At 74.5% G+C, this 22,523-nt stretch carries 21 protein-coding genes and 1 riboswitch; of the genes, 9 read left to right on the top strand and 12 right to left on the bottom strand.

Translation table 11 applies throughout. From position 1 onward, the window contains the following. Positions 1-5 precede the first annotated feature (5 nt). Entirely contained in the window at positions 6-1,346 is a 1,341-nt protein-coding gene (locus XF36_RS10810; RefSeq protein ID WP_145981327.1) for a CoA transferase, read from the bottom strand. 252 nt (positions 1,347-1,598) lie between these two features. Here XF36_RS10810 and XF36_RS10805 point away from each other — a divergent pair, with 252 nt between their 5' ends. Beyond that, positions 1,599-2,828: an IS110 family transposase gene (locus XF36_RS10805; RefSeq protein ID WP_060711898.1), complete on the top strand. Its 1,230-nt coding sequence runs from the start codon at positions 1,599-1,601 to the stop codon at positions 2,826-2,828. Here the strand turns inward: XF36_RS10805 and XF36_RS10800 are convergent. Further along, positions 2,794-3,006 carry a hypothetical protein gene (locus tag XF36_RS10800; RefSeq protein WP_060711897.1) on the bottom strand — a complete coding sequence of 71 codons (213 nt, stop codon included), beginning with the start codon at positions 3,004-3,006 and terminating at the stop codon, positions 2,794-2,796. The genes XF36_RS10805 and XF36_RS10800 overlap by 35 nt on opposite strands. After that, the gene (locus XF36_RS10795) at positions 3,003-4,751 is read right to left on the bottom strand and encodes an acyclic terpene utilization AtuA family protein (RefSeq protein ID WP_060714591.1); all 1,749 of its coding nucleotides are present in this window, start codon (positions 4,749-4,751) and stop codon (positions 3,003-3,005) included. Before XF36_RS10795 ends, XF36_RS10800 begins: the two co-directional genes overlap by 4 nt. Positions 4,752-4,832: 81 nt before the next feature. Between XF36_RS10795 and XF36_RS10790 the strand changes: the two genes are divergently transcribed. Then, a complete protein-coding gene (locus XF36_RS10790) occupies positions 4,833-5,738 on the top strand; it encodes a LysR family transcriptional regulator (protein WP_060711896.1) in 906 nt (301 codons plus the stop codon). Between the two features lie 29 nt (positions 5,739-5,767). Here XF36_RS10790 and XF36_RS10785 read toward each other — a convergent pair whose 3' ends face one another. Further along, entirely contained in the window at positions 5,768-7,132 is a 1,365-nt protein-coding gene (locus XF36_RS10785; RefSeq protein ID WP_060711895.1) for an MFS transporter, read from the bottom strand. A 234-nt stretch (positions 7,133-7,366) separates the two neighbouring features. Further along, positions 7,367-8,023 carry a TetR/AcrR family transcriptional regulator gene (locus XF36_RS10780; protein ID WP_060711894.1) on the bottom strand — a complete coding sequence of 219 codons (657 nt, stop codon included), beginning with the start codon at positions 8,021-8,023 and terminating at the stop codon, positions 7,367-7,369. Between the two features lie 141 nt (positions 8,024-8,164). On the opposite strand from XF36_RS10780, the gene XF36_RS10775 reads away from it, so the two are divergent. From XF36_RS10775 to XF36_RS32310, 3 genes are all read left to right on the top strand, one after another. Continuing rightward, positions 8,165-9,097 (top strand): shikimate dehydrogenase, encoded by a 933-nt coding sequence (locus XF36_RS10775; RefSeq protein ID WP_082375325.1) that lies wholly within the window; start codon positions 8,165-8,167, stop codon positions 9,095-9,097. After that, on the top strand, positions 9,087-10,943 hold the full coding sequence (locus XF36_RS10770; protein ID WP_060711893.1) for a sugar phosphate isomerase/epimerase and 4-hydroxyphenylpyruvate domain-containing protein: 1,857 nt from the start codon (positions 9,087-9,089) through the stop codon (positions 10,941-10,943). The genes XF36_RS10775 and XF36_RS10770 overlap by 11 nt, the downstream gene beginning before the upstream one ends. 76 nt (positions 10,944-11,019) lie before the next feature. Next, positions 11,020-11,187, top strand: a complete 168-nt coding sequence (locus tag XF36_RS32310) for a hypothetical protein (RefSeq protein ID WP_168169490.1) — start codon at positions 11,020-11,022, stop codon at positions 11,185-11,187. On the opposite strand, the gene XF36_RS10765 is transcribed toward XF36_RS32310, so the two are convergent. Together XF36_RS10765 and gcvP are read right to left on the bottom strand one after the other, a co-directional pair. Beyond that, positions 11,188-12,573, bottom strand: coding sequence for a chloride channel protein (locus XF36_RS10765; protein WP_060711892.1), 1,386 nt, complete (start codon positions 12,571-12,573; stop codon positions 11,188-11,190). 52 nt (positions 12,574-12,625) lie between these two features. Beyond that, positions 12,626-15,517: an aminomethyl-transferring glycine dehydrogenase gene (gene gcvP / locus XF36_RS10760; RefSeq protein ID WP_060711891.1), complete on the bottom strand. Its 2,892-nt coding sequence runs from the start codon at positions 15,515-15,517 to the stop codon at positions 12,626-12,628. Between the two features lie 167 nt (positions 15,518-15,684). Then, a riboswitch (glycine riboswitch) is annotated at positions 15,685-15,779 on the bottom strand. A 72-nt stretch (positions 15,780-15,851) separates the two neighbouring features. On the opposite strand from gcvP, the gene XF36_RS10755 reads away from it, so the two are divergent. Continuing rightward, on the top strand, positions 15,852-16,151 hold the full coding sequence (locus tag XF36_RS10755; RefSeq protein ID WP_060711890.1) for a YiaA/YiaB family inner membrane protein: 300 nt from the start codon (positions 15,852-15,854) through the stop codon (positions 16,149-16,151). Positions 16,152-16,175: 24 nt separating this feature from the next. On the opposite strand, the gene XF36_RS10750 is transcribed toward XF36_RS10755, so the two are convergent. The 5 genes from XF36_RS10750 to XF36_RS10725 all read right to left on the bottom strand — a co-directional run bounded on the left by XF36_RS10750 (position 16,176) and on the right by XF36_RS10725 (position 19,755). Further along, complete coding sequence (locus XF36_RS10750; protein WP_060711889.1) at positions 16,176-16,754, bottom strand: MerR family transcriptional regulator; 579 nt, start codon at positions 16,752-16,754, stop codon at positions 16,176-16,178. 274 nt (positions 16,755-17,028) lie between these two features. Then, complete coding sequence (locus XF36_RS10745; protein WP_020623535.1) at positions 17,029-17,505, bottom strand: bifunctional nuclease family protein; 477 nt, start codon at positions 17,503-17,505, stop codon at positions 17,029-17,031. A gap of 458 nt (positions 17,506-17,963) precedes the next feature. After that, positions 17,964-18,416, bottom strand: coding sequence for a glycogen accumulation regulator GarA (garA, locus tag XF36_RS10735; RefSeq protein WP_060711887.1), 453 nt, complete (start codon positions 18,414-18,416; stop codon positions 17,964-17,966). 183 nt (positions 18,417-18,599) lie between these two features. After that, the gene (gene gcvH, locus XF36_RS10730) at positions 18,600-18,992 is read right to left on the bottom strand and encodes a glycine cleavage system protein GcvH (RefSeq protein WP_020623538.1); all 393 of its coding nucleotides are present in this window, start codon (positions 18,990-18,992) and stop codon (positions 18,600-18,602) included. Positions 18,993-19,002: 10 nt separating this feature from the next. Beyond that, complete coding sequence (locus XF36_RS10725) at positions 19,003-19,755, bottom strand: CDP-alcohol phosphatidyltransferase family protein (RefSeq protein WP_082375324.1); 753 nt, start codon at positions 19,753-19,755, stop codon at positions 19,003-19,005. Between the two features lie 63 nt (positions 19,756-19,818). On the opposite strand from XF36_RS10725, the gene XF36_RS10720 reads away from it, so the two are divergent. The 3 genes from XF36_RS10720 (at position 19,819) to XF36_RS10710 (ending at position 22,517) form a co-directional block, all read left to right on the top strand. Beyond that, entirely contained in the window at positions 19,819-20,346 is a 528-nt protein-coding gene (locus tag XF36_RS10720) for an OsmC family protein (RefSeq protein WP_020623540.1), read from the top strand. A 309-nt stretch (positions 20,347-20,655) separates the two neighbouring features. Beyond that, positions 20,656-21,570, top strand: coding sequence for an MEDS domain-containing protein (locus XF36_RS10715; protein WP_060711886.1), 915 nt, complete (start codon positions 20,656-20,658; stop codon positions 21,568-21,570). Next, positions 21,567-22,517, top strand: coding sequence for an ATP-binding protein (locus tag XF36_RS10710; protein ID WP_060711885.1), 951 nt, complete (start codon positions 21,567-21,569; stop codon positions 22,515-22,517). Before XF36_RS10715 ends, XF36_RS10710 begins: the two co-directional genes overlap by 4 nt. Positions 22,518-22,523 lie beyond the last annotated feature (6 nt).

Here is a 22,523-nt window from a genome sequence, read left to right as displayed (position 1 = left end):
CGGCCTCAGCGGGGCAGCCACTCCGGACGCCCGGAGCCGCGCGGGACGAGGACCGTGCGGTACTCCCCCGGCGTCGCGCTCATCGTGACCTGGTCGGTCACCCCCTGGTAGTGCCCGAGCGGGGTCTGCGCGGTGAACGTCTCCGGGGCGGGGTAGGCGTGCCGCTCCCCGGTGCCCGCGACCTCGCGGGCGTAGCCGAGGTCGAGCACCCCGAGCTCCAGCATCCAGAGCGCGGCCCGGGCCAGCGACACCTCCACCGCCCAGGACCCACCCCCCACCGCGCGGCGGCGCAGGGCCGCGGCGATCCCGGCGGCGGTCAGCCAGGACACGATGTAGTCGTTGACGACCAGGATCGGCGAGAGCCGGGGCGTCACCGTCGGGTCGGTGGCCGAGCCGCCCTCCAGGGTCATCATCCCGACCAGGGTGCCCGCGGACTGGTCGAACCCGACGCGGTGCGCCCACGGCCCGATCGGCCCGTGCAGGGTGTTCGTCGCGTGCACGATGCCCGGTCGCACCGCGGCGGCCTCCTCGGCGGACAGCCCGAGCCGGGCCAGGTAGCCGGGGCGGCGGTTGGCGTAGAACACGTCGGCGTCGGCGAGCAGCCCGCGCAGCAGCGCGGCGCCGTCGGCGGTGTGCGGGTCCACCGTGGCGGACCGGACGCCGACGTTCGCGGTGACGTAGGTGCTGTCGTGCTCGAACTCCGTGGGGCGCCAGATGTTCAGCACGTCCGCGCCGTGCAGGGCCAGCGCCCGCCCGGTCCCGGCGCCCGCGATGACGTGGCCCATCCCGAGCGCGCGCAGCCCGTCCAGCGGGAGGTCGGCGCGGCGGCGCTGCGGGAACGGCTCGGGCGGCGCGTCGCCGATGCGGCGCAGGGTGATCGGCGCAGTGCCGGCCAGCGCCGCGTGCTGCTCGGTCGCGAGCCATTCGCCGGGGGTACGGGCCATCGGCATGACGATGCCGACATCGCTCGCGGCCTCCTCCAGCTCGGCGGCGTCCCACCGGGCGACCGCGTCGGCGACGCCGCTCTCCGGGGCCCCGAGGAAGGTCTCGGCCCGGGCCCGCAGTGCGGGGTAGGGGTTGAGCGGCATCACCCAGCGGTCGTCGCGGGTGCGGTGGAACGAGAAACCCAGCGCCTGCGAGGTGATCGCCGGGCTGGCGGCCGGGTACCCGTTCACCAGCTCCCAGCGGCGGTCGTAGAACGGGCAGAGCCGGTGCGGGGCGCGCCGCACGTCGACGGTGACGTCCTGGCCGTCGCCGCCGCGGTCGCGATGCACCGCGGCCATCCCGACCGACTTCGCGGCGAGCGCGACGGCCGCACCACCCCCGAGGCGCAGCGCGCTGGGCACGACCGGGTCGGCACCGACGAACGCGACCCGCCCCCGTTACCTTCTTGATCAAGCCCGGTGAGGGCTTGCAGGCCACCGGCCACGGCATGACTCGTTGCCCCTGTCGTTGATGATCTGGGGGGTGTTGTCACCGTGGTCGGAGGGCGCCAACGACCGCTGATAGAGACCTGACCCGCTTGCGTGGTCTGCTCGTAACGTGGCTGCCGGCGCGGGTGTCCAGGCTGGTCTGCCACGACGACGGAAGGGCGCCGGTTGTCCGAGGAGATCGAAGCGGTGCCGTTCGCAGTGTTCTGCGGGCTGGACGTGGGCAAGCCCGAACACCACGCCTGCGCGCTCGACACTGCGGGCAAGCGGGTGCACGACAAGGCCCTGCCCAACGACGAGACCGCGCTGCGCACCGTATTCACCGCGCTCGCGGAGCACGGTCGGGTGCTGGTGGTAGTCGATCAACCGGCCTCGATCGGCGCGCTGGCCGTCGCGGTCGCCCGCAGCCTGGGTATCGACATGGCCTACCTGCCTGGGCTGGCGATGCGCCGGATCGCCGACCTGCACCCCGGACAGGGCAAGACCGACGCCCGCGATGCTCACGTCATCGCCGAGGCCGCACGCAGCATGCCGCACACGCTGCGCCGGGTCGGCAGCGACGACGAGACCCTCGCCGAGCTGTCGGTGCTGGCCGGCTACGACGACGACCTCGCCGGGCAATCCACGCGGCTGACCAACCGGCTGCGTGACGCCCTGCTGCACATTCATCCGGCTCTGGAACGGCTGCTCGGACCCCGTCTGGATCGCGGCGGGGTCCAGGACCTGCTCGCCGCCGCACCCACCCCCGCGGCTCTGCGCCAGCTCGGCGAGAGCGGCATCGCCGAGCTCATGCGACCGCGCTCGCCGCGCCTGGCGCGGACCCTGCCCACCCAGATCCTGGCCGCCCTCGACGCCCAGACACTCGTGGTCGCCGGCACGGCCGCCTTCGCCCGCGTCATCAGCGGAGTCGCCGCGCAGCTACGTGACGTCCACGTCGAACGAGGCAATCTGGCGGCTGAGCTCGAGGCCCGCCTGGAGGCCCACCCTCTTGGGCCGGTCCTGACCTCGATGCCCGGACTCGGAGTCAGGACCGCCATCAAGATTCTCACCATCGTCGGCGACGGATCCGCGTTCCCCACCGCCGGGCACCTGGCCGCCTACGCAGGGCTCGCACCCGTCACGCGTCGATCCGGGACCTCGATCAAGGGCGAGACCCGCTCCCAACGCGGCAACCATGCCCTCAAGTCCGCGCTGTTCCTCTCGGCGTTCGCCAGTCTCGCCGACCCGACCAGCCGCGCCTACTACGACCGCAAACGAGCCCAGGGCAAGCGCCACAACGCCGCCCTGATCTGCCTGGCCCGCCGCCGCACGGACGTCCTGTTCGCGATGCTCCGCGACCACACGCCCTACACCCCACCGACGGTTACCGAACCCGATCCGGCCCTCGCCGCGGCTTGACAACCACATAGAGACACCCCCCGGCGTCGGCGCCGCTCATCCCGACGCAGCCCAGCAGCCCGTCGAGCGCGGCGCCGGAGTCGAAGGCGTCGTCGGTGGCGGGGGCCGCGAGGATGCGCTCGGCCGTGGCGTCACCGGCAGTGGCCTCACCGGTGGTGGCAGCGGCGGGGGTGGTCATGCGGTGGGTCCTCCCACGTGCTTGGCCCGCAGGTACTCGCCCACGGACTTGCCGATCTGGTCCACGCGCAGGTTGGCCGAGCCGCCCGAGCCGAGCAGCCCGACGAGCACCAGGTGCACCGCGCGCAGGTGCGGGAACTCGTGGCGGACGATGCGACCCCCGGCCTCGGGGAGCAGCGCGGCCGCCCGCTCGGTGGTCAGCGTGGCACGCAGCCAGTCCCAGTGCGCGGGGTCGCGGCACCAGACGCCCACGTTGGCGTTGCCGCCCTTGTCCCCGGCCCGCGCCCAGGTGTACTCGCCCAGCTCGACGGGCGGGCCGGTCGGCGCGGGCAGGTCCGGCTCCGGGTGCACCGGCTGTGCGGTCTCGTCGGGGGTCGCGGTCCGCGAGGCGCGCGGGACCTCGACCCGGCTGCCGTCGTCGAGGACGGCATGGTGCTCGAGCAGCGCGGACTCCAGCAGCGCGGGCCAGTACTCGATCCGCGGCCACGGCTGCGACGCCCGCGGCGCGTGTCCGTCGTGGTGGAACCCGGGGAAGCCCTGCAGGTACAGCGACCCGACCGCCGACGCGAACCGGAGCAGCGGCTCCTTCTCGCGGGCGGTTGCGATCACCCGGATCGGGACGGTCGCCGCCCACTGGGTCGGCGGGTCGACCGCCGCGACGCCGAGCGGGGTGACCTCCAGGGTGTCGACATGGCCCTCCAGCGCCGCGCGCAGCTGGTTGCGCAGCAGTTCCACCTTGCCCTCGACGTCGGGAGCGGTGCAGAACAGCATCGTGGAGATCTCGTAGCCGATGGGGGCGAACACCGCGACCTTCGCCGTGGGCGGCGGCGGGGACCCGGTGACCGGACCGATCGCGACCCGGTCCGGTCCCTCCTGGCTCACCCGCACGGTGTCCAGGTGCACGGTGACGTCGGGGTTCAGGTAGCGCGGGCCCTGGATCTCGTAGAGCAGCTGCGCGGTGACGGTGTCGACGGTGACCGTGCCGCCGTCGCGGGCGTGCTTGGTGATCACCGAGGAGCCGTCGGCGGCGACCTCGGCGATCGGGAACCCGGGGCGCAGCATGCCGGGCACCGAGCGGAAGCCGGAGAAGTTGCCGCCGGTGGCGTGCGCGCCGCACTCGATGACGTGCCCGGCGGTCACCGCCCCGGCCAGCGCGTCGACGTCGTCGGGGCCCCAGCCGTGCCACCAGGCCGCCGGCCCCGCGGTCAGCGAGGCGTCGGTGACCCGCCCGGTCACGACGACGTCGGCGCCGGCGGCCAGCGCGGCGGCGATCCCGAACCCGCCGAGGTAGGCGTTCGCGGTGATCGGGGCGAACCCCCAGTCCTTGAGCGGGGCCCCGGTGTCGAGGTGCTCGAGCCCGTGGCCGTCGGCGTGGAAGTCGGCGAGCCGGTCGAACACCCCGTCCCCGGCGACGTGGGCGACCCGCAGCGACAGCCCGGCCGCCGCGATCCGGTCACGCAGCTCCTGCGCCATCCCGGCCGGGTCGAACCCGCCGGCGTTGGTGACGACCCGGATCCCGCGGCGGGCGATCTCGGGCAGGTGCGGGGTGAGCTGGTCGAGGGCGTAGGCGACGTAGCCGGGCCCGCCGCGCCCGGCCGCGGCGGCGAGCGCGGCGAGGGTGATCTCGGCGAGGTAGTCGCCCATGAGGACGTCGACCGGGTCCCCGGCCATCGCCTCGTCGACTCCCGTGTACCGGTCGCCGAGGTAGCCGGACACGTTCGCGATACGCACGGGACGGGAGGCCATGCCGGTCACGGTAGGCCGCCGGTCAGGACCACGACCAGGACCGATGACCGCACCTGGGCGTGACCTCTAGGGTCATGCCCCGTGGAGCTGTTCCATCTGCGCTACTTCCTCGCCGTCGCCGACGAGCTGAACCTGACGCGGGCGGCGGCCCGGCTGCACCTGGCCGCGTCGCCGTTGTCGCGACGGGTCCGCGACCTGGAGCGGGAGCTCGGCGCGCCGCTGTTCACCCGGTCCGCGCGCGGGATGGCGCTGACCGCGGCCGGGCGGGCGCTGCTGCCGCGGGCCCGGGACATCGTCGCCCGGGTCGAGGCGCTGCCCGGCGCGCTCGCCGCCGCCGACGGGCACCCGGTCGTCGTGGTGGGGATGGCGCCGGACGTGACGGCAGCGGTCCGCGACGGCTTCCTGGAGCGTCTGCGGGCCGCGCGCCCGGAGCTGGCGGTGCGGATCCGCCCCGGCACCTCCGCGGAGCTGGCCCGCGCGGTCGCCCGGCGCGAGCTGGACCTGGCGTTCGTGCACGGCGCCGTCGACGACCCCGGGCTGAGCGCACGACGGGTGGAGACCCGGCCGGCCGCCGTCGCCGTCGGGCACGGGCGGGGTTTCGACGACCGGACCGAGGTCGCCCTGGAGGAGCTGGCGGACCTGCCGTACGTGTCCATCCGCTACGACGCCGCCCCGTCGGTCTACCGGGCCACCGGGGAGCTGCTGGCCCGCCACGGGGTGCACCGACGGATCGAGCTCGACACCCACAACCCCGGCGACCTGACCCACGTCGTCGCCTCCGGGGAGGCGTTCACGCTGGTCGGACTGGAGTCGGGGGCGACGCACAAGGCGTTCGTCGGGGAGCCCGTGCACGTGCTGCCGGTGATCGGGGCGCAGGTGCGGCTGGGCACCGACGCGGTGTGGCGCACCGACCGGGCCGCCGACCCCGGCGACGTCGTCGGGTTGCTCGCGGCCGCGGCCGGGACGCCGGCGGGGCCCGTGGCGTGACGCCACGGGCCCCGCTGCGGTGCGGTCGGTCAGACGTGGGCCGGGGCCCGGTCGCGGGTCCCGAACCCGGCCTCGATCTCGTCGAGGGTCTGGTGCGCGGTCTCCCGGGCCGACCAGGCCGACGCCGCCGCGACCAGGCAGATGACGCCGCCGAAGACGGCGACCGGCAGCCAGCCGGTGACGCTGTTCTCGGCCAGCGCGGCGGCGATGGTCGGGGCGAAACCGCCGAACGCGAAGCCGATCTGGGTGCCGACGGCCATGCCGGTCAGGCGGACCTTGGCCGGGAACATCTCCCCGTAGAACGAGGGCCAGACACCGTTGGCCGCGCTGTAGATCACCCCGGAGAGCAGGATGCCCGCGCCGAACACGAGCAGGTACTCGCCGGTGGACACCGCCCACAGGTGGACGGCGAGCAGGACCGCGCTGCCCAGCGCGCCCGCGACGAACACCGGGCGGCGTCCGACCCGGTCGGACAGCGTGGCGAACAGCGGGATCGCGGCCAGGGCCACGACGTTCGCGCTGACGACGACCCACAGCATCGTCGAGCGCTCCAGGCCCACGGTGTTCACCGCGAAGGACAGCGCGAAGACCGTCATCAGGGTGCTGACCGAGGCGACGGTCGCGGCGAGGCTGACGCGCAGCAGGTTCGGCCAGTGGTCACGGAACAGCGCGGCGATCGGGAGCTGCTCCGCGGCCCGCGGGGACCTCTCGACGTCGGCCACCTCCGTCGCGAAGACCGGGGTCTCGTGCAGGGTGCGCCGGATCAGCACGCCGGCGACCATCACCAGCACGCTCGCCCAGAACGGCACCCGCCAGCCCCAGGACAGCAGCGCCTCCTCCGGGAGCAGCGCGATCGGCAGGAACACCGCGGTCGCGATGATCTGCCCGCCCTGGGTGCCGGACAGCGTGAAGCTGGTGAAGAACGCGCGCCGGTGCTGGGGCGAGTGCTCCAGGGTCATCGAGTTGGCGCCGGCCTGCTCACCGCCTGCGGACAGGCCCTGCAGCAGCCGGCAGGTCACCAGCAGCACCGGCGCGAGCACGCCGACCTGGCCGTAGGTCGGCAGGAAGCCGATCGCCAACGTCGCGACGCCCATCATCATCAGCGTCGAGACCAGGACCTTCTTGCGGCCGAACCGGTCGCCGATGTGTCCGAACAGCACCGCGCCGAGCGGGCGGGCGACGTAGCCGAAACCGAAGGTCGCCAGCGACAGCAGCGTGCCGGCCACCGGGCTCGAGTCGGGGAAGAACACCTTGTTGAACACCAGCGCCGCAGCGGTGCCGTAGATGAAGAAGTCGTAGTACTCCAGGGCGCTGCCGACCCACGCGGCCAGGGCGGCCCGTCTCGGCTGCGCCTCCGGCGCGCTCGGCTCGGCGGCGGACGGTTGCTGGCTCACGGTGGCTCCCGGCGTGTGCGACGTTGCAGGCACTTGATGACGCGGTCGACGGCCCGGGCGGCGAGCCGCTCGTCTATGTACCGTCCGGTTAGGTACTGAATAGTGAGTTGCGGCGCGGGGCGTGTCAAGAGCCGGATGGACGCCGGCGCGGTCACCCCGCCAGTGGGTCTCCATCGAGCCTGCGGTCGGTCCTGCCGGGCACCTGCCGCAGGCCCCTGCCCGTCGGCTCCCGCGTCAGTCCTGCCCCACACGGGCGGTCAGGTACTCCACGACCAGGTCACCGACCATACGGCGGTAGTGCCCACGCCACTGCGGGTCCAGCAGGTCGCGACCGAAGATGGCCGAGACGGTGTGCCGGTTGGCCACCCGGAACACGCAGAACGAGCTGATCAGCACATGGACGTCGAAGGCGTCGACGTCGTCGCGGAACAGCCCGGCCTCCCGGCCGCGGGCGAGGATGGAATCGAGCACGCCGAGCGCGGGCCCGGCGAGCCCCGCGCGCAACGGGGAGGAGCGCAGGTGCTCGGCGTGGTGGATGTTCTCGATCGCGACCAGCCGGATGAAGTCCGGGTGCGCCTCGTGGTGGTCGAAGGTGAGCTCAGCGACCGCCCGCACCGCCCGTGCCGGGTTGAGGTCCGACACCGACAGCTGCTGCTCCAGCGCCCGGATCCCGGTGTACGCGCGTTCGAGAACGGCCAGGTAGAGACCCTGTTTCGAACCGAAGTAGTAGTAGAGCATCCGCTTGGTGGTCCGGGTGCGCGCGGCGATCTCGTCGACCCGCGCCCCGGCGAGACCCCGGTCGGCGAACTCCGCGGTCGCCTCGTCCAGGATCTCGGTGCGGGTGCGCTCGGCGTCGCGCTGCCGGACGCCGTCCTCCGGTACCGCCGCCACTGCGACCCCCCTCCACCGGCCCGCGCCACCGGGATCCCGGTGGCGCCCCGGACTCTACGGATCGTCGGCCGTTCCCCCTGGCCGACGGACCCACCGTCCCGTATAACTAACCTTACGGTACATACATCCGAGGAGGGATCCGTGCGGAGCAGCAACGAGACCCGGCGCGAGACCGACGCCACCGCAACCGGCACACGGGTGCGGACGGGGTTGATCGGCGCCGGCATCGGTCCGTCGCTGTCCCCCGCCCTGCACGAGCGCGAGGGCGCCGCGCACGGCCTGGACCTGACCTACACGCGTTTCGACCTCGACGTCCTCGGGCTGGGCCCCGACGCCGTCGGCGACCTGCTCCCCCCGGCCCGCGCGCAGGGCTACGCCGGGCTCAACGTCACCCACCCCTGCAAGCAGCGGGTGATCGGCCACCTCGACGTCCTCGCCCCGGACGCCGCCGCGATCGGCGCGGTGAACACCGTCGTCATCGGTGCGGATGGGGCGCTGACCGGGCACAACACCGACTGGACCGGCTTCCGCGACGGCTGGCGGGCCGGGCTGCCCGGCGCCACGACCGGGCGGGTCGTACTGCTCGGCGCCGGAGGTGCCGGTGCCGCGGCCGCCTACGCCATGGCCCGCGAGGGCGTCGGCGTCCTGCAGATCGTCGACGTCGACGGTGCCCGCGCCGCCGCACTCGCCGCGTCGGTGACCCCGCACCTGTCCCCCGGCGCGCACGCCACCGGGCACCCGCTGCCCGCACTGTCCGCGCTGCTCCCGGGGGCCGACGGCCTCGTGCACGCCACCCCGACGGGGATGGCCGAGCACCCCGGTCTCCCCCTCGACCCCGCGCTGCTCGCCACCCGTCCGTGGGTCGCCGAGATCGTCTACCGGCCGCTGGACACCGCACTGCTCGCCGCCGCCCGCGCCGCGGGCTGCCGCACCGTCGACGGCGGCGCGATGGTCGTGCACCAAGCGGCGGAGGCGTTCCGGCTGTTCACCGGCGCCACACCGGATCCGGCGCGGATGCTCGCCCACCTGGCCGAGCTCGTCACCGCCGAGCAGGCGGCGGCCCGTGTCGCCTGAGCCCCGCCCCCCGCACGGGCCCGCGCGTCTGTCGCTGGCCACGGTCTGCCTGTCCGGCACGCTGGAGGACAAGCTCGCCGCCGCCGCGACCGCCGGGTTCGACGGGGTCGAGATCTTCGCTCCGGACCTGCTCGCCGACCCCGAGTCCCCGGCCGGGATCGGCGCCCGCTGCCGCGACCTGGGCCTGTCGGTGGACCTGTACCAGCCGCTGCGCGACATCGACTCGAGCGATCCCGCCCGGTTCGCCGCGAACCTGCGCCGCGCGGACGCGACCTTCGAGGTCATGGCCGGCCTCGGCGCCGACACCGTGCTGGTGTGCTCCTCGGTGTCCCCCGACGCCGTCGACCCCGCCACCGACGCCGACCTGCTCGCCGCCCAGCTGTACACCCTCGCCGACCGGGCCCACGAGCGCGGGCTGCGCATCGCCTACGAGGCGCTCGCCTGGGGCCGGCACGTCGACACCTGGGACGCCTCCTGGGACGCCGTGCGCGCCGCCGACCACCCCGCGCTCGGCCTGTGCCTGGACTCCTTCCACATCCTCGCCCGCGGCTCGGACCCCGCTCCGATCGCCGACGTCCCCGGTGACAAGCTGTTCTTCCTCCAGCTCGCCGACGCCCGTGAGCTGTCGATGGACGTGTTGTCCTGGAGCCGTCACCACCGGCTGTTCCCCGGCCAGGGCGGGTTCGACCTGCCCGCGTTCCTCGCCCCCGTGCTGACCGCCGGGTACAGCGGATCGCTGTCGCTGGAGGTGTTCAACGACGTCTTCCGCCAGTCCGACCCGGTCCGCACCGCCGTCGACGCCCGCCGCTCGCTGATCACGCTCGCCGAGGCCACCGCACGCGCCGGCGCCGGGACCGATCCCGTGGGCACCGCGGCGCCGGCCCTGCGCGGGACGGCGTTCGTCGAGCTCACCGCGGGCCCGGAGCTGGGGCGGGTGCTGCGCGCCCTGGGGTTCAGCCGCACCGGGGTGCACCGCACCAAGCAGGTCGAACGCTTCGAACAGGGCGACGCCCGGCTGCTGGTGAACGCGGCGGGCGACGGCACGGGCGCGGTCGCCGCGATCGCCGTCGAGTCCGCGGACCCGGCTGCCGCCGCCCGCCGCGCGGCCCGGCTGTGCGCCGCCCCCGTCCCCCGGGTCACCGGGCCCGGCGAGGCCGAGCTCGCGGGGATCACCGCCCCCGACGGCACCGCGGTGTTCCTGTGCCGCACCGACGGGGACGCCGGGCGGGCCTGGCCGCACGACTTCGTCGCCGTCGACGAGCCCCGCTCCCCCGGCACCGGGATCACCGGCGTCGACCACATCGGGCTCACCCAGCCCTACGACGCGTTCGACGAGGCGGTCCTGTTCCACCGCGCCGTGCTCGGCCTCGACACCGTCGGCGACGGCGAGTACGCGGCCCCGTTCGGGCTGGTCCGCAGCCGCGCGCTGGCCGACCCGGACCGCAGCGTCCGGCTCGCCCTGACCGTGTCGGTGCTGCGCCGCGGCGGGTGGAGCCCGGCCGTCGCCGACCCGCAGTACGTGGCCCTGGCCTGCGACGACGTGCTCGCCACCGCGGCCGTCGCGCGGGCGGCCGGGGTACCGCTGCTCCCGGTCCCGGCGAACTACCACGACGACCTCGCCGCCCGCCTCGACCTGCCCGCGGCGACCGTCGCGGCCTACCGGGAGCTCGGCGTCCTGCACGACCGCGACGACGCCGGCGACTACCTGCAGGTGTGCACCGAGCTGCTCGGGGGCCGCCTCTTCCTGGCCCTGGTGCAGCGCACCGGCGGCCACGACGGGCACGGCTGGGCCGACGCCCCGGTGCGGATGGCGGCCCATCGCCGCTCCCGGCTCGCCCGGGCCTGAGCGGCGCCGCTACCGTCCCGGCGTCGGTCGCGGACGGAGTCGCAGGTGCGTCGCTGGGGTTGGTTGGGCGCTGCTGGTGTTCGTCCTGGCCGTGGCCCTGCACACCACCTGGGACAGCATCGGCGGGTTCGTCGCCTACGGGGTGCTCGCGGTGCTGAGCCTCGGCCTGCTCACCGGGTTCGCCCACCGGCTCCCGCACCGTGCCCCGGGCACGGTCGGGGGCGGGGTCGGGTTCCGTGCCTGATCAGGTGCTCTGCTCGGCCGTGGGCTGCGCGGCCAGGCGCGCCGAGTAGATCGAGTAGCCGTCGAGCCACCGGGCCACCGCGGTGGCCACCAGCGTCGCGACGACCAGCGGGACGGCGATCGCAAACCCGGTGGCGGTCAGCTCCAGCACCAGCACCAGCCCGGCCAGCGGCGCCTGCATCCCGGCCCCGATCATCGCGGCCGCCCCGACCAGGGCGTACGTGCCGACCGGGGTGCCCGGCCACAGCGCCGACCAGGCCCCGCCGAGCGCGGCACCGAGCAACGCACCGGTGCACAGGGTCGGGGTGAACAGCCCACCGGACGCACCGCTGCCCAGGCACATCGCCGTCACCAGCGGCTTCAGCACGGCCAGCAACGCGAACAGCAGCAGCGCCCCGCCACCCAGGAAGGCCTGCTCGGCCAGGTCCGCGCCGTTGCCGTAGAGCTGCGGGAACGCCAGCCCGGCCACGCCGAGCAGCCCGAACGCGACGACCGGGGCGGCGATCCGCCACCACGTCCGCCGGGGCCCGCGGTGCGACACGAACCCGATCAGCCGGACCCAGCCGGTCGCGAGGACCCCGATCAGCACGCCCGCGGGCACCGCCCACACCAGCAGCGACGGCGTCGTCACCGGGTCCGGCAGGCCGGGATAGACCGGCCCGACGGGCAGGTAGAGCCAGGCGACGACGGTGGCGGTCGCGGTGCAGGCCAGTGCGGGCAGCACCACCGGCAGACGCACGGTGCCGACGAGCACCTCGGCGGTGAACAGCGCCCCGGCCAGCGGCACGTCGTAGACGCACGCCAGCCCGGCGCCCGCACCGCAGGCGACGAGCAGACGTCGCTGCTCGACCGACAGGCCGCCCCAGCCGGCCAGGACCGCGCCCCACACCCCGCCCATCAGCTTGGGCGCGGCCTCCCGGCCGAGCGAGGCGCCCAGCCCGACGACGACCTCCGACAGCACCGCGGTGCCCGAGCTGCGGCACACCCCGAGCCGGGCGTCACCGGTCCAGATCGCGTCGTCGACGTCGGTGCGGCCGGGGACGAACCGGCGCAGCAGATACCCACCGACACCGGCGACGAGCCCGGCCAGCAGCAGCAGCCAGATCCGCCCCCAGGCGTCGGCCCGCTCGACCGCCGCGCCGAGCCCTTCTGCCGCCCCGGATCCCCACGCCCACTCCGACACCGCGTGCAGCAGCGCCATCAGCGCGATCCCGGACAGCCCGGCGGCGATCCCGGTCACGACGAGCAGCACCCAGAACCGGGCGGTCAGCGGCGACGCGCCGTCGCCGGTGACGTTGGGCTGGTCGGTCGCGGCCCGCTTCGACCGGACCCGCGTCCGCAGGACGGGGGCGGGGACCCGGAGGCGCTCACTCGGTCGGTGTGACACCCCTCCATGATCCCCGACCTGTCCGGACACCCTCCCGACGGGTGGGCAGAGATCAGGCGAAGGCCTCCGGCGGCGGGCAGGAGCAGACCAGGTTGCGGTCGCCGTGGGCGCCGTCGATCCGGCGCACCGGCGGCCACACCTTCCGGTCGTGCACCCCCGGGGTGACCCCGGTCGGGTACGCGGCCAGCTCCCGCGGGTACGGGTGGTCCCACTTGTCGTCGGCCAGGCAGGCCGCGGTGTGCGGGGCGTTGCGCAGCGGGTTGTCCTCGGCGGGCCACTCCCCCGCGGCGACCCGGTCGATCTCGCCGCGGATCGACACCATCGCGGCGACGAACCGCTCGATCTCGGCCAGGTCCTCGGACTCGGTCGGCTCGACCATCAGCGTCCCGGCCACCGGGAAGGACATTGTCGGGGCGTGGATGCCGTGGTCGATCAGCCGCTTGGCGACGTCGTCGACGGTCACCCCGGTCTCCCTGGTCAGCGTCCGCAGGTCGAGGATGCACTCGTGGGCGACCGCGCCGTCGGCGCCCGAGTAGAGCACCGGGAAGTGCTCCCGCAGCCGGGTGGCGACGTAGTTGGCGGCGGCCACCGCGGTGAGCGTGGCGCGGCGCATCCCGTCGGTGCCCATCATCCGCAGGTAGGCCCAGGAGATCGGCAGGACGCCGGGCGAGCCGTACCGGGCGGCCGAGACCGCGCCGACCCCGCCGTCGGACACGGGCGTGCGACCGGGCAGGAACGGCACCAGGTGCTCGGCCACCGCGACCGGGCCGACGCCGGGCCCGCCGCCGCCGTGCGGGATGCAGAAGGTCTTGTGCAGGTTGAGGTGGCTGACGTCGCCGCCGAAGGCACCCGGGCGGGCCACCCCGACCAGGGCGTTCAGGTTGGCGCCGTCGACGTAGACCTGGCCGCCCGCGTCGTGCACCGCGGCGCAGACGTCGCGGACCCCGGCCTCGTAGACGCCGTGCGTCGACGGGTAGGTGATCATCAGCGCGGCGAGCCGGTCACCGTGCTCGGCGATCTTCGCGTGCAGGTCGTCGAGGTCGACGTCGCCGCCCGGCGCGGTCCCGACGACGACCACCCGCATCCCGGCCATGACCGCCGAGGCGGCGTTCGTGCCGTGCGCCGAGGCGGGGATCAGGCAGACGTCGCGGTCGGCCGCCCCGCGGCTGCGGTGGTAGGCGGCGATGGCGAGCAGCCCGGCGAGTTCGCCCTGGCTGCCCGCGTTGGGCTGCAGCGACACCGCGGCGTAGCCGGTGAGGTCGGCCAGCCAGGTCTCCAGCTGCTCGATCATCTCCCGGGTGCCGACCGTGTCGGACTCGGGCGCGAGCGGGTGCAGGTCGGCGAACTGGGGCCAGGTCACGGCCTCCATCTCGGCGGCGGCGTTGAGCTTCATGGTGCACGAGCCCAGCGGGATCATCGTGCGGTCCAGCGCGAGGTCGGCGTCGGCGAGGCGACGCAGCCAGCGCATCAGCGCGGTCTCGGACCGGTGGTCGTGGAACGTCGGGTGCGTGAGGTACTCACCGGTGCGACGCAGGCCGGCGGGCAGCGCGTCGGCGGTCTCCCGGTCGAGGGCGTCGGCGTCCGCCCCGGCGACGCCGAACGCCGCCCACACCGCGTGCAGGTGCGCCACGGTGGTGATCTCCGAGGTGGCGACGCCGACCTCGTCGTCCGAGGCCCGGCGCAGCGCGATCCCGGCCTCGTGCGCGGCGGCGACCACGGCGTCGGCGCGGCCGGGGACCCGGGCGCGCACCGAGTCGAAGAACGCGTCGTGGACGATCTCCACCCCGCCCGAGCGCAGGCCGGCGGCGAGGACCGCGGCCATCCGGTGGGTGCGGGTGGCGATGTCGCGCAGCCCGTCCGGGCCGTGGTAGACGCCGTAGCAGGCGGCCATGACCGCGAGCAGGACCTGTGCCGTGCAGATGTTCGAGGTGGCCTTCTCCCGGCGGATGTGCTGCTCACGGGTCTGCAGCGCCAGGCGCAGGGCGTAGTGGCCGTCGGCGTCGCGGGAGACGCCGACGAGTCGGCCGGGCAGCTGCCGGGCGTGGCGCTGCCCCACCGACAGGTAGCCTGCGTGCGGGCCGCCGAAGCCGAGCGGTACCCCGAAGCGCTGGGTGGAGCCGATCGCGGCGTCCGCGCCGAGCTCCCCGGGCGGGGTGAGCAGGGTCAGGGCCAGCAGGTCCGCCGCGACGGCGACGAGCGCCCCGCGGCCGTGCGAGGCCTCGATGAGTCCCGACGGGTCGGCGACCCGCCCCGAGGCGCCAGGGTAGGACAGCAGGACGCCGAAGAACTCGCCCTCGGGCAGCACGCCGTCGGCGAGGTCGGCGACGACCAGCTCGATGCCGAGCGGCTCCGCGCGGGTGCGCAGCACGTCCACGGTCTGCGGCAGCGTGTCGGCGTCGACGACGAACCGCGGGCTGGTCGAGCGGTTGGCCCGGCGCAGCAGCGTCATCGCCTCGGCGGCCGCGGTGGCCTCGTCGAGCAGCGACGCGCCGGCGACCGGCAGCCCGGTCAGGTCGGACACCATGGTCTGGAAGGCCAGCAGCGCCTCGAGCCTGCCCTGGCTGATCTCGGGCTGGTACGGCGTGTACGCGGTGTACCAGGCCGGGTTCTCCAGCACGTTCCGGCGGATCACCGACGGGGTGCGGGTCCCGTGGTAGCCGTAGCCGATCATCGGGACGGTCACGGTGTTGCGTCCGGCCATGGCGCGGAGCTCGGCCAGCATCTCGGCCTCGCCGACCGGCGCGGGCAGCGAGGCCCCGACCGGCTCGGCGTCGCGGATGGTGTCGGGCAGCGCGCGGGCGGCGAGCGCGTCGAGCGAGTCGACGCCCAGCACCTCCAGCATCCGGGCCAGGTCACCGGGGCGGGGCCCGATGTGGCGCTCGGCGAACGGGAGCCCCCGCTCCAGCTCGGCGAGGGTGGGACGGTGCTCGGACGTCGGGCTCACGGCGCCTCCGGAGGTCGTCGGGCGGATTCGGGGCAGGGCAACTCGCCCTCCCCCTCTGTCCGTACCCGGAGACCGGGCGCCTGAGAGATTCACCGGAGGCTTCCGGCTTTCCCCGTCGGCGGACGGCTCCCCGCGTGCGTGGGTGACCCGTCGCTTTCCAGAGGCGTCTCGACCGCGCGGTCCGTGTGCCTGAGAGATTCCGGGAAGGGGTTGCTCCTTCGGCGCCCGGGCTCGTTCCCCGGGGCTCTCCCGCGCGGCGTCGACGACTACCGGGTCAGCCTACCTGCGTAGTTCTGCGGCGTCGCCGCCAGCGCCGTCTCGTCACACTCGTGTCATGTCGAACACCAGCGCTCCGAACACCACCCCGGCCACCACCGCCGCGTTCCACATGCAGGCGATGCTGTCCTTCGGCGTGTCCCTCGCCGCCGTCGTCGTCGGGACCGTCTACCTGCCCGTCGACGGGTGGGTGAAGGCGTTCCTCGCGATCGCCGTGCTGTACGCGATCACCTCGGCGTTCACCCTGGCGAAGTGTGTCCGGGACCGGCAGGAGTCCCTGACCGTGGTCAACCGGGTCGACCAGGCGCGGATGGAGAAGCTGCTCGCCGAGCACGACCCGTTCCGCTCGGTGGCGTGAGCGGATCCGCCTCAGGAGATGGCCTCAGGAGATGGCGCGGCGCGCGCGGCGGCGTGCCAGCTCGTCCTCGGGGGCCTCGTCGACGGTGCCGCCGTCGGCCCGCTCGGCCGGGAAGTCCTTGATCACGCCGGAGATCTCGCGCATCGCGCCGGAGACGGCGATGCCGAACACGCCCTGCCCGCCCTGCAGCAGGTCGACCACCTCCTCCGGAGAGGTGCACTCGTAGACGGTGGTGCCGTCGGAGAACAGGGTGATGCCGGCGAGGTCACGGATCCCGCGCCGACGCAGGTGCTCGACGGCGATCCGGATGTTCTGCAGCGAGACACCGGCGTCGAGCAGCCGCTTCACGATCTTGAGGACGAGGACGTCCTTGAAGGAGTACAGCCGCTGGCTGCCCGACCCGGCGGCGCCGCGGATGGACGGCACGACGAGCCCGGTGCGGGCCCAGTAGTCCAGCTGTCGGTAGGTGATGCCGACGACCTGACACGCGGTCGGGCCGCGGAAGCCGACCAGGCGGTCGGTCACCCCGTCGAGCCCCGCACCGACGAGCGGGTCCGGGAACAGCTCTCCCTGACCCGGCCCCTCGGGTGGTGGCGTCTGCACCGCGCGGTCTCCCTCGTTCGGGACCGTGGACCGTCCCCTACCATGTGACTCTGGGTAGTGGGTGAGTTCCACGGATGTCATCAGTCGAGATGACCGTAGGCCCAGCGGCCGGGGTGGTCAACGCGGCTCGCCGACCTGGGCGTACCGGACACCCGGCCGGGTCGCCGGGCACACAGGGTGTACGGCCGCCGAACGGTCAGTGACGTCGGTGAACGGTCGGACCGCGGTCCGTGCGTTCCCACTGCCGGGTGACGGCGGTGGTGACCCGCACGGATCAGCCCGGCTGGGCCCCGCGGAAGTCCTCCGGCGACACGGAGTCGAGGAACTCGCGGAACTTCTCGACCTCGTCCTCCTGTTCGTCGGGGATGACCAGTCCCGCCTCGGCGAGGACGCTCTCGTCGGCATGCACCGGGACACCGATCCGGAGCGCCAGCGCGATCGAGTCGCTCGGCCGTGCGGACACCGTGACACCACCGTCGAAGATCAGCTCCGCGTAGAAGGTGCCCTCCTGCAGGTCGGTCACCCGCACCTGCTCGAGCCGCCGCCCGAGTGCTCCGATCACGTCCTTGAGCAGATCGTGGGTCAACGGCCGCGCGGGCTTGACCCCCTGCTGCTCCAGGGCGATCGCCGTCGCCTCCACCGATCCGATCCAGATCGGGAGGTATCGGTCGCCGTTCGTCTCCCGCAGCAGCAGGATCGGCTGGTTCGCCGGAAGTTCGACCCGGACGCCCACGACGCGCATCTCGCTCATCAGCCCGCCTCCCCGGCCCTGTCGGGCCTGTCGGACCACCCGGGTGGACACGCCACCCCGGCCGCCCTGATCGCCTTGCTCGCCCTGACCCGCGCGGTGGACCCGACGGCTCCGTGTCGTCACCGTGGTGTCGTCACCGTCGTCGTTGCCACCGCACTGCCACCGACACCTGATGACGCTACACGGCGGTCCGCCCGGACGCGCGCCTCCGGACGGGGAGTGACGGGGTCCGTTCGACGATCGTCACACGCCCGTCGCGCACGGCGTGTCGGCTCGACACCCGCCGGTCCCCGTCCACGCCGAAGGCCCGCCGCACCAGGGGGTACCGGAGCACCCCCGGCCGCGACGGGCCGGTCACGCGCAGGGTTCCGTGAACGGCGCCCGCGGCACCGCCGTCAGAGACGGCGGCAGAGACGGCGGCAGAGACGGCGCGGACGGCGCCACCGCACGGACCAGGGTCAGCCCTGGGCGCCGGGCTCGCGGGGTCCGGTCAGGAACACCAGGCGGAACTTGCCGATCTGCACCTCGTCGCCGTTGGCGAGCACGGCCGTGTCGACCGGCTCGCGGTTGACGTAGGTGCCGTTGAGGCTGCCGACGTCGACCACGACGAACTCACCGGCGTCGCGGCGGAACTCCGCGTGCCGCCGGGAGACGGTGACGTCGTCGAGGAAGATGTCGCTGTCGGGGTGCCGGCCGGCGCTGGTGGTCGGCACGTCCAGCAGGAAGCGCGAGCCGGCGTTGGGACCGCGCCGGACGACGAGCAGCGCCGACCCGGCGGGAAGCCCGTCGACACCCGAGACGGCGGGCCCGCCGGCCGGCTGCTCGACGTCGGCGAGGAAGTCCGCCCGGAAGACCGACGTGGTCTCCGGTGCGCGCTCCGGTGGCACGTCGCGCGGGTCGTTCGTGGTCACCTCGGGGACTCCTCCTCGCGGATGCGGTACCCGGACGGCGTCCGGGCGGTCAGGTCTGTTCGGGGCCGGGTGTCCCGGCCCCTTCCGGACGACACGTCCAGGGGATGTGAACCTACCGGTCGGAGCGGCCGGGGCGATACGGAGGTCCGCGTGCCGCGCCGCGTGGTGCGGCGGGCGGCCGGCTCAGTCGCCGTCGGCCAGCTGGCGGTAGGCGTCGGCGTCGAGCAGGCCGTCGGGCGAGGCCCCGTCGGCCAGGCGGATCTCGACGATCCACCCGTCGCCGTAGGGGGCGGAGTTCACCAGCTCCGGGGCGGCGTCCAGCCCGTCGTTCACGGCGACGACCTCGCCGCCGACCGGGGCGTAGATGTCCGACACCGACTTGGTCGACTCGACCTCGCCCATGGCGTCGCCCGCGGCGAGGGTGTCACCGACGGTCGGCAGCTGCACGAACACGACGTCCCCGAGCTGCGACTGGGCGTGGTCGGTGATCCCGACCCGGACCACCCCGTCCCCGCTGCGGCGCACCCACTCGTGGGCCTCGGTGTAGGACAGGTCCGACGGAATCTCCGAGCTCACGCCCGGGAGCCTATCCCCCGGCGCGGTCGTGATCGAACCGGGTCGCCGGGGCCGGGACGCCCGGCGCCGGGCGGCGCAGCGCCAGCCGGAGCTGGGCCAGGTAGAGCAGCCCCGACCACAGGTAGAGGGCCACGCCCCAGATGGCGAAGGCGTTCGCGACGACACCGACCACGGCCTCGGCGGGCGTGGGGCCGTCGCCGAGCAGGAGCAGCGGGAACGCGTAGAGCAGCACGAAGGTGGCGGCCTTGCCCAGGTAGACGACCTCGAAGGGGCCGTAGCCGCGGTGGCGCAGCACGAACACGCAGCCGGCGAGGACGACGTCGCGGGCGACCAGGGCGACCACCGCCCACCACGGGACGATGTCGCGCGCGGCCAGCCCGACCAGCGCGGCCAGGATGTAGAGGCGGTCCACGGCCGGGTCGAGCATGGCGCCGAACCGGCTGAACTGGTCCAGGACACGGGCGAGCTTGCCGTCGAGCCAGTCGGTGAACCCGCCGATCGCCAGCACCGCGACGGCCCAGCCGTCGGCCTCCGGGCCGAGCATCAGCCACAGGAACAGCGGCACCCCGGCCAGGCGCAGCATGCTGAGCGCGTTCGGGACGGTCCAGAGCCGGTCGTCGTCGGTGGGCGGGCCCACGGTGTCGTGCACCGAGTCCCGGACCGTGTCGCGCACCGTGTCGCGGGCCTCGCGGACCGAGTCGGCGGCCTCGCGGGCGCTGCGGCGCACCGCGGCCGCCCGTCCGGTGTCGCTCTCCCCGCCCACACCGGGCACCCTAGTCGTCGGGTCGGGGTGTGCGGGGCGCCCCGTCGGGGTGAGGATGGGGACATGACCGACACGAACGTCTCCCTCCGTGACATCCAGGCCCCGCTCAAGCAGCAGTACCGCGACGACCCGGAGTCGGCGGTCATCACCCTGAAGGCCGACGGCGAGCTCGGCTCCGGTGTGGCGTGCAAGGTCTCCACCGGCCAGGCGATGGCCGAGGCGGGCCTGCACCCGGCCACCGGCGGCGACGGCACCCAGCTGTGCTCGGGCGACATGCTGCTGGAGGCCCTGGTGGCCTGTGCCGGGGTGACCCTGCGCGCGGTGGCGACCGCGCTGGAGCTCGAGGTGCACGGCGCCGTGCGGGCCGAGGGCGACCTCGACTTCCGCGGCACGCTCGGCGTCGCGAAGGACGCCCCGGTCGGGTTCCGGGACATCCGGCTGTCGTTCGACGTCGACATCCGCGACGGCGACGCGCCCGCGGCGCAGGACAAGGTCGCGACCCTGGTGAAGCTGACCGAGCGGTACTGCGTCGTCCTGCAGACCATCCAGGGCAGCGCGACCACCTCGGTCGCGGTCAACCCGGCCGCCTGACCCCGCCACCCCACCACCACCGCGCCACCACGGACGGTGAACTCCCGGACGCCGGGAGCCACCGCCGTCCGGCGGACACCGGGCAGCGCCGAACGGCCGTACGTCCTGGTCGGACCGGGTCTGCGAACCGCCGTCGCCCGCCGGTGACGTTCCGCTCGTCGCGCGTCACCGTCGGTTCGGCGCCTCGCACGCTCCGAGGTCTCGGGCCTCCGCCGAGGGCCTCCGTACGGTTGATCCGTCCAGGAGTTCGTGACGGGGTGTGCCCGGCGCCGCGAGGAGCGGCGGCGGGGCGGGCGCGGCAGGTGAGACGTGATCAAGCTGGCGGACGCGCTGACGGCCGGGGATCACGTGTGCGCGGTCCCGGACAGCACCGAGCACCTCGGGGAGCTCGCCGCCGCCTACGTCGGGCACGGTCTCGACCGGGGCGAGCGCATCCTCTACTTCGACGACGACCGAGCCGCCGACGTCCTGCTCCGCCGCCTCTCCGAGGACGGCGTCGAGGTCGACGACCCGCTGCGCCGCGGCCAGCTGGAGATCCTGCCGCCCGAGCGGACCCGGCAGACCTTCCGCACCCCGCTCGCCGACGTGTACGCCGGGATGGCCGACGAGATCGTCCGCTCCCGTGAGCTCGGCTGGAACGGCACCCGGATGACCGGGCAGATGCACTCCGTGCTCGACGCGGGCGCCGCCGGCACCCTGCCCGAGTACGACGGCCTGCTGGCCCGGCTGGTCCGCGAGAGCGCGGGCGGGCTGACCGCGCTGTGCACCTACGACGACCACTTCCCCGCCGAGCAGGTCGACATCATGCGTGCCCTGCACCGCGACCACGTCCCGTGCTCCACCGCCTACGACGACGGCCTGCTCCGGATCGTCCGGCTCGGCACCGGTCACGCACGGCTGGCCGGCGAGGTCGACCACAGCAACCGCTCGAAGATCACCTCGCTGCTGCACTCGGCGCTGGACTCCGCACTGCGCTCCGCCGACGCCTCCCCCGACATCGGCCTGGACATGGCCTCGGTGCGGTTCATCGACGTCGCCACCGCGGTCGCGCTCGTGCACGCCGCCGAGGGCTTCCCGGCCACCCACCGCCTGGTGCTGCACCGGGTCCGGCCGCGGGTGCTGCGGGTGCTCGAACGCTGCGGTGCCGCGTTCTCCCCCCAGCTCGTGTTCGACGACCGTCCGCCGGCCCCCGAGGTCGTGCATCCAGGAGGACGGGTCCGGTGAAGGTCAACGCCGCTCCCCGCCCGCCCGGCTTCCGGCACGCCCTGGTGCACGCCGACGACCCGGTGGAGCTGCTCGCCGCCGTCGTCCCGGCGGCCCGGGCCGCGGCGCGGGACACCGGTGCCCGGGTCGCGCTCGACCTGCCGGCACCGCTGGAGCAGGCGCTGCACGACGAGCTCGGCGACGAGGTCGAGCTCGGCAGGCTGACCTCGCTGACCAGCTCGGCCCGGGAGTCCGGACAGACCGTCGCCGCCTGGCGGGCCCGGGAGCTGCGTGCGCTGACCTCGTCGGGCCGCCCGGTGCTGGTGGTGGGCGCGCACGACCCGGACCTCGACGGGGTCGACGGCGGGTTCTGGGTCGAGCTGGAGGCCGCGCTCAACATCTCCCTGGCGGGGCTGCCGGTGCTGCAGGTGTGCGCCTACCCACGGCTGCCGCTGCACGGCGCGGTCGGCGAGTCCGCCGAGGTCAACCACCCGCTGCGGCTGCACGCGTCCGGGCTCGCCGCGAACCTGCGGTACCGCCCGCCCGCCGAGGCGGTCGCGGCCCTGCCGATCGCGCCGCCGCACCTGCTCGGGCCGCCGGACGTCACGCTGTCCTACAACACCTTCGAGCTGTCCCGGGTGCGCGACGCCGTGACCGAGGCCGCCCGGGCCTGCCGGTTCGACACCACCCGCGGCGACGACATGGTGCAGGCGGTCAACGAGATCGCCACCAACGCCGTCGAGCACGGGTCCCCGCAGGCGGAGCTGTCGGTCTGGGCACGCGACGGCGAGCTGGTCTGCGAGGTCCAGGACAGCGGGGTGATCGCACTGCCGCTGATCGGGCTCGCGCCGCCGCACCCGTCGCAGGCGCGGGGGCGCGGGACCTGGATCGCCCGCCAGCTCTGCGACAGCCTGCACGTGTGGCGGGCACCCGACGGCACCCACGTCCGGCTGCTCTCCCGGGCCTGAGGCGGA

The organism is Pseudonocardia sp. HH130629-09 (assembly GCF_001294645.1).
Classification (GTDB): domain Bacteria; phylum Actinomycetota; class Actinomycetes; order Mycobacteriales; family Pseudonocardiaceae; genus Pseudonocardia.
The sequence above is the reverse complement of the archived record's forward strand: the minus strand, read 5'-3'. Positions and strand labels throughout refer to the sequence as shown.

Excerpts from the sequence above, each read along its gene's own strand:
- XF36_RS10755 (WP_060711890.1), top strand. The coding sequence starts at position 15,852 with ATGTCGAACACCAGCGCTCCGAACACCACCCCGGCCACCACCGCCGCG.
- XF36_RS10745 (WP_020623535.1), bottom strand. The coding sequence starts at position 17,505 with ATGAGCGAGATGCGCGTCGTGGGCGTCCGGGTCGAACTTCCGGCGAAC.
- XF36_RS10720 (WP_020623540.1), top strand. The coding sequence starts at position 19,819 with ATGACCGACACGAACGTCTCCCTCCGTGACATCCAGGCCCCGCTCAAG.
- XF36_RS10800 (WP_060711897.1), bottom strand. The coding sequence starts at position 3,006 with ATGACCACCCCCGCCGCTGCCACCACCGGTGAGGCCACTGCCGGTGAC.
- XF36_RS10795 (WP_060714591.1), bottom strand. The coding sequence starts at position 4,751 with ATGGCCTCCCGTCCCGTGCGTATCGCGAACGTGTCCGGCTACCTCGGC.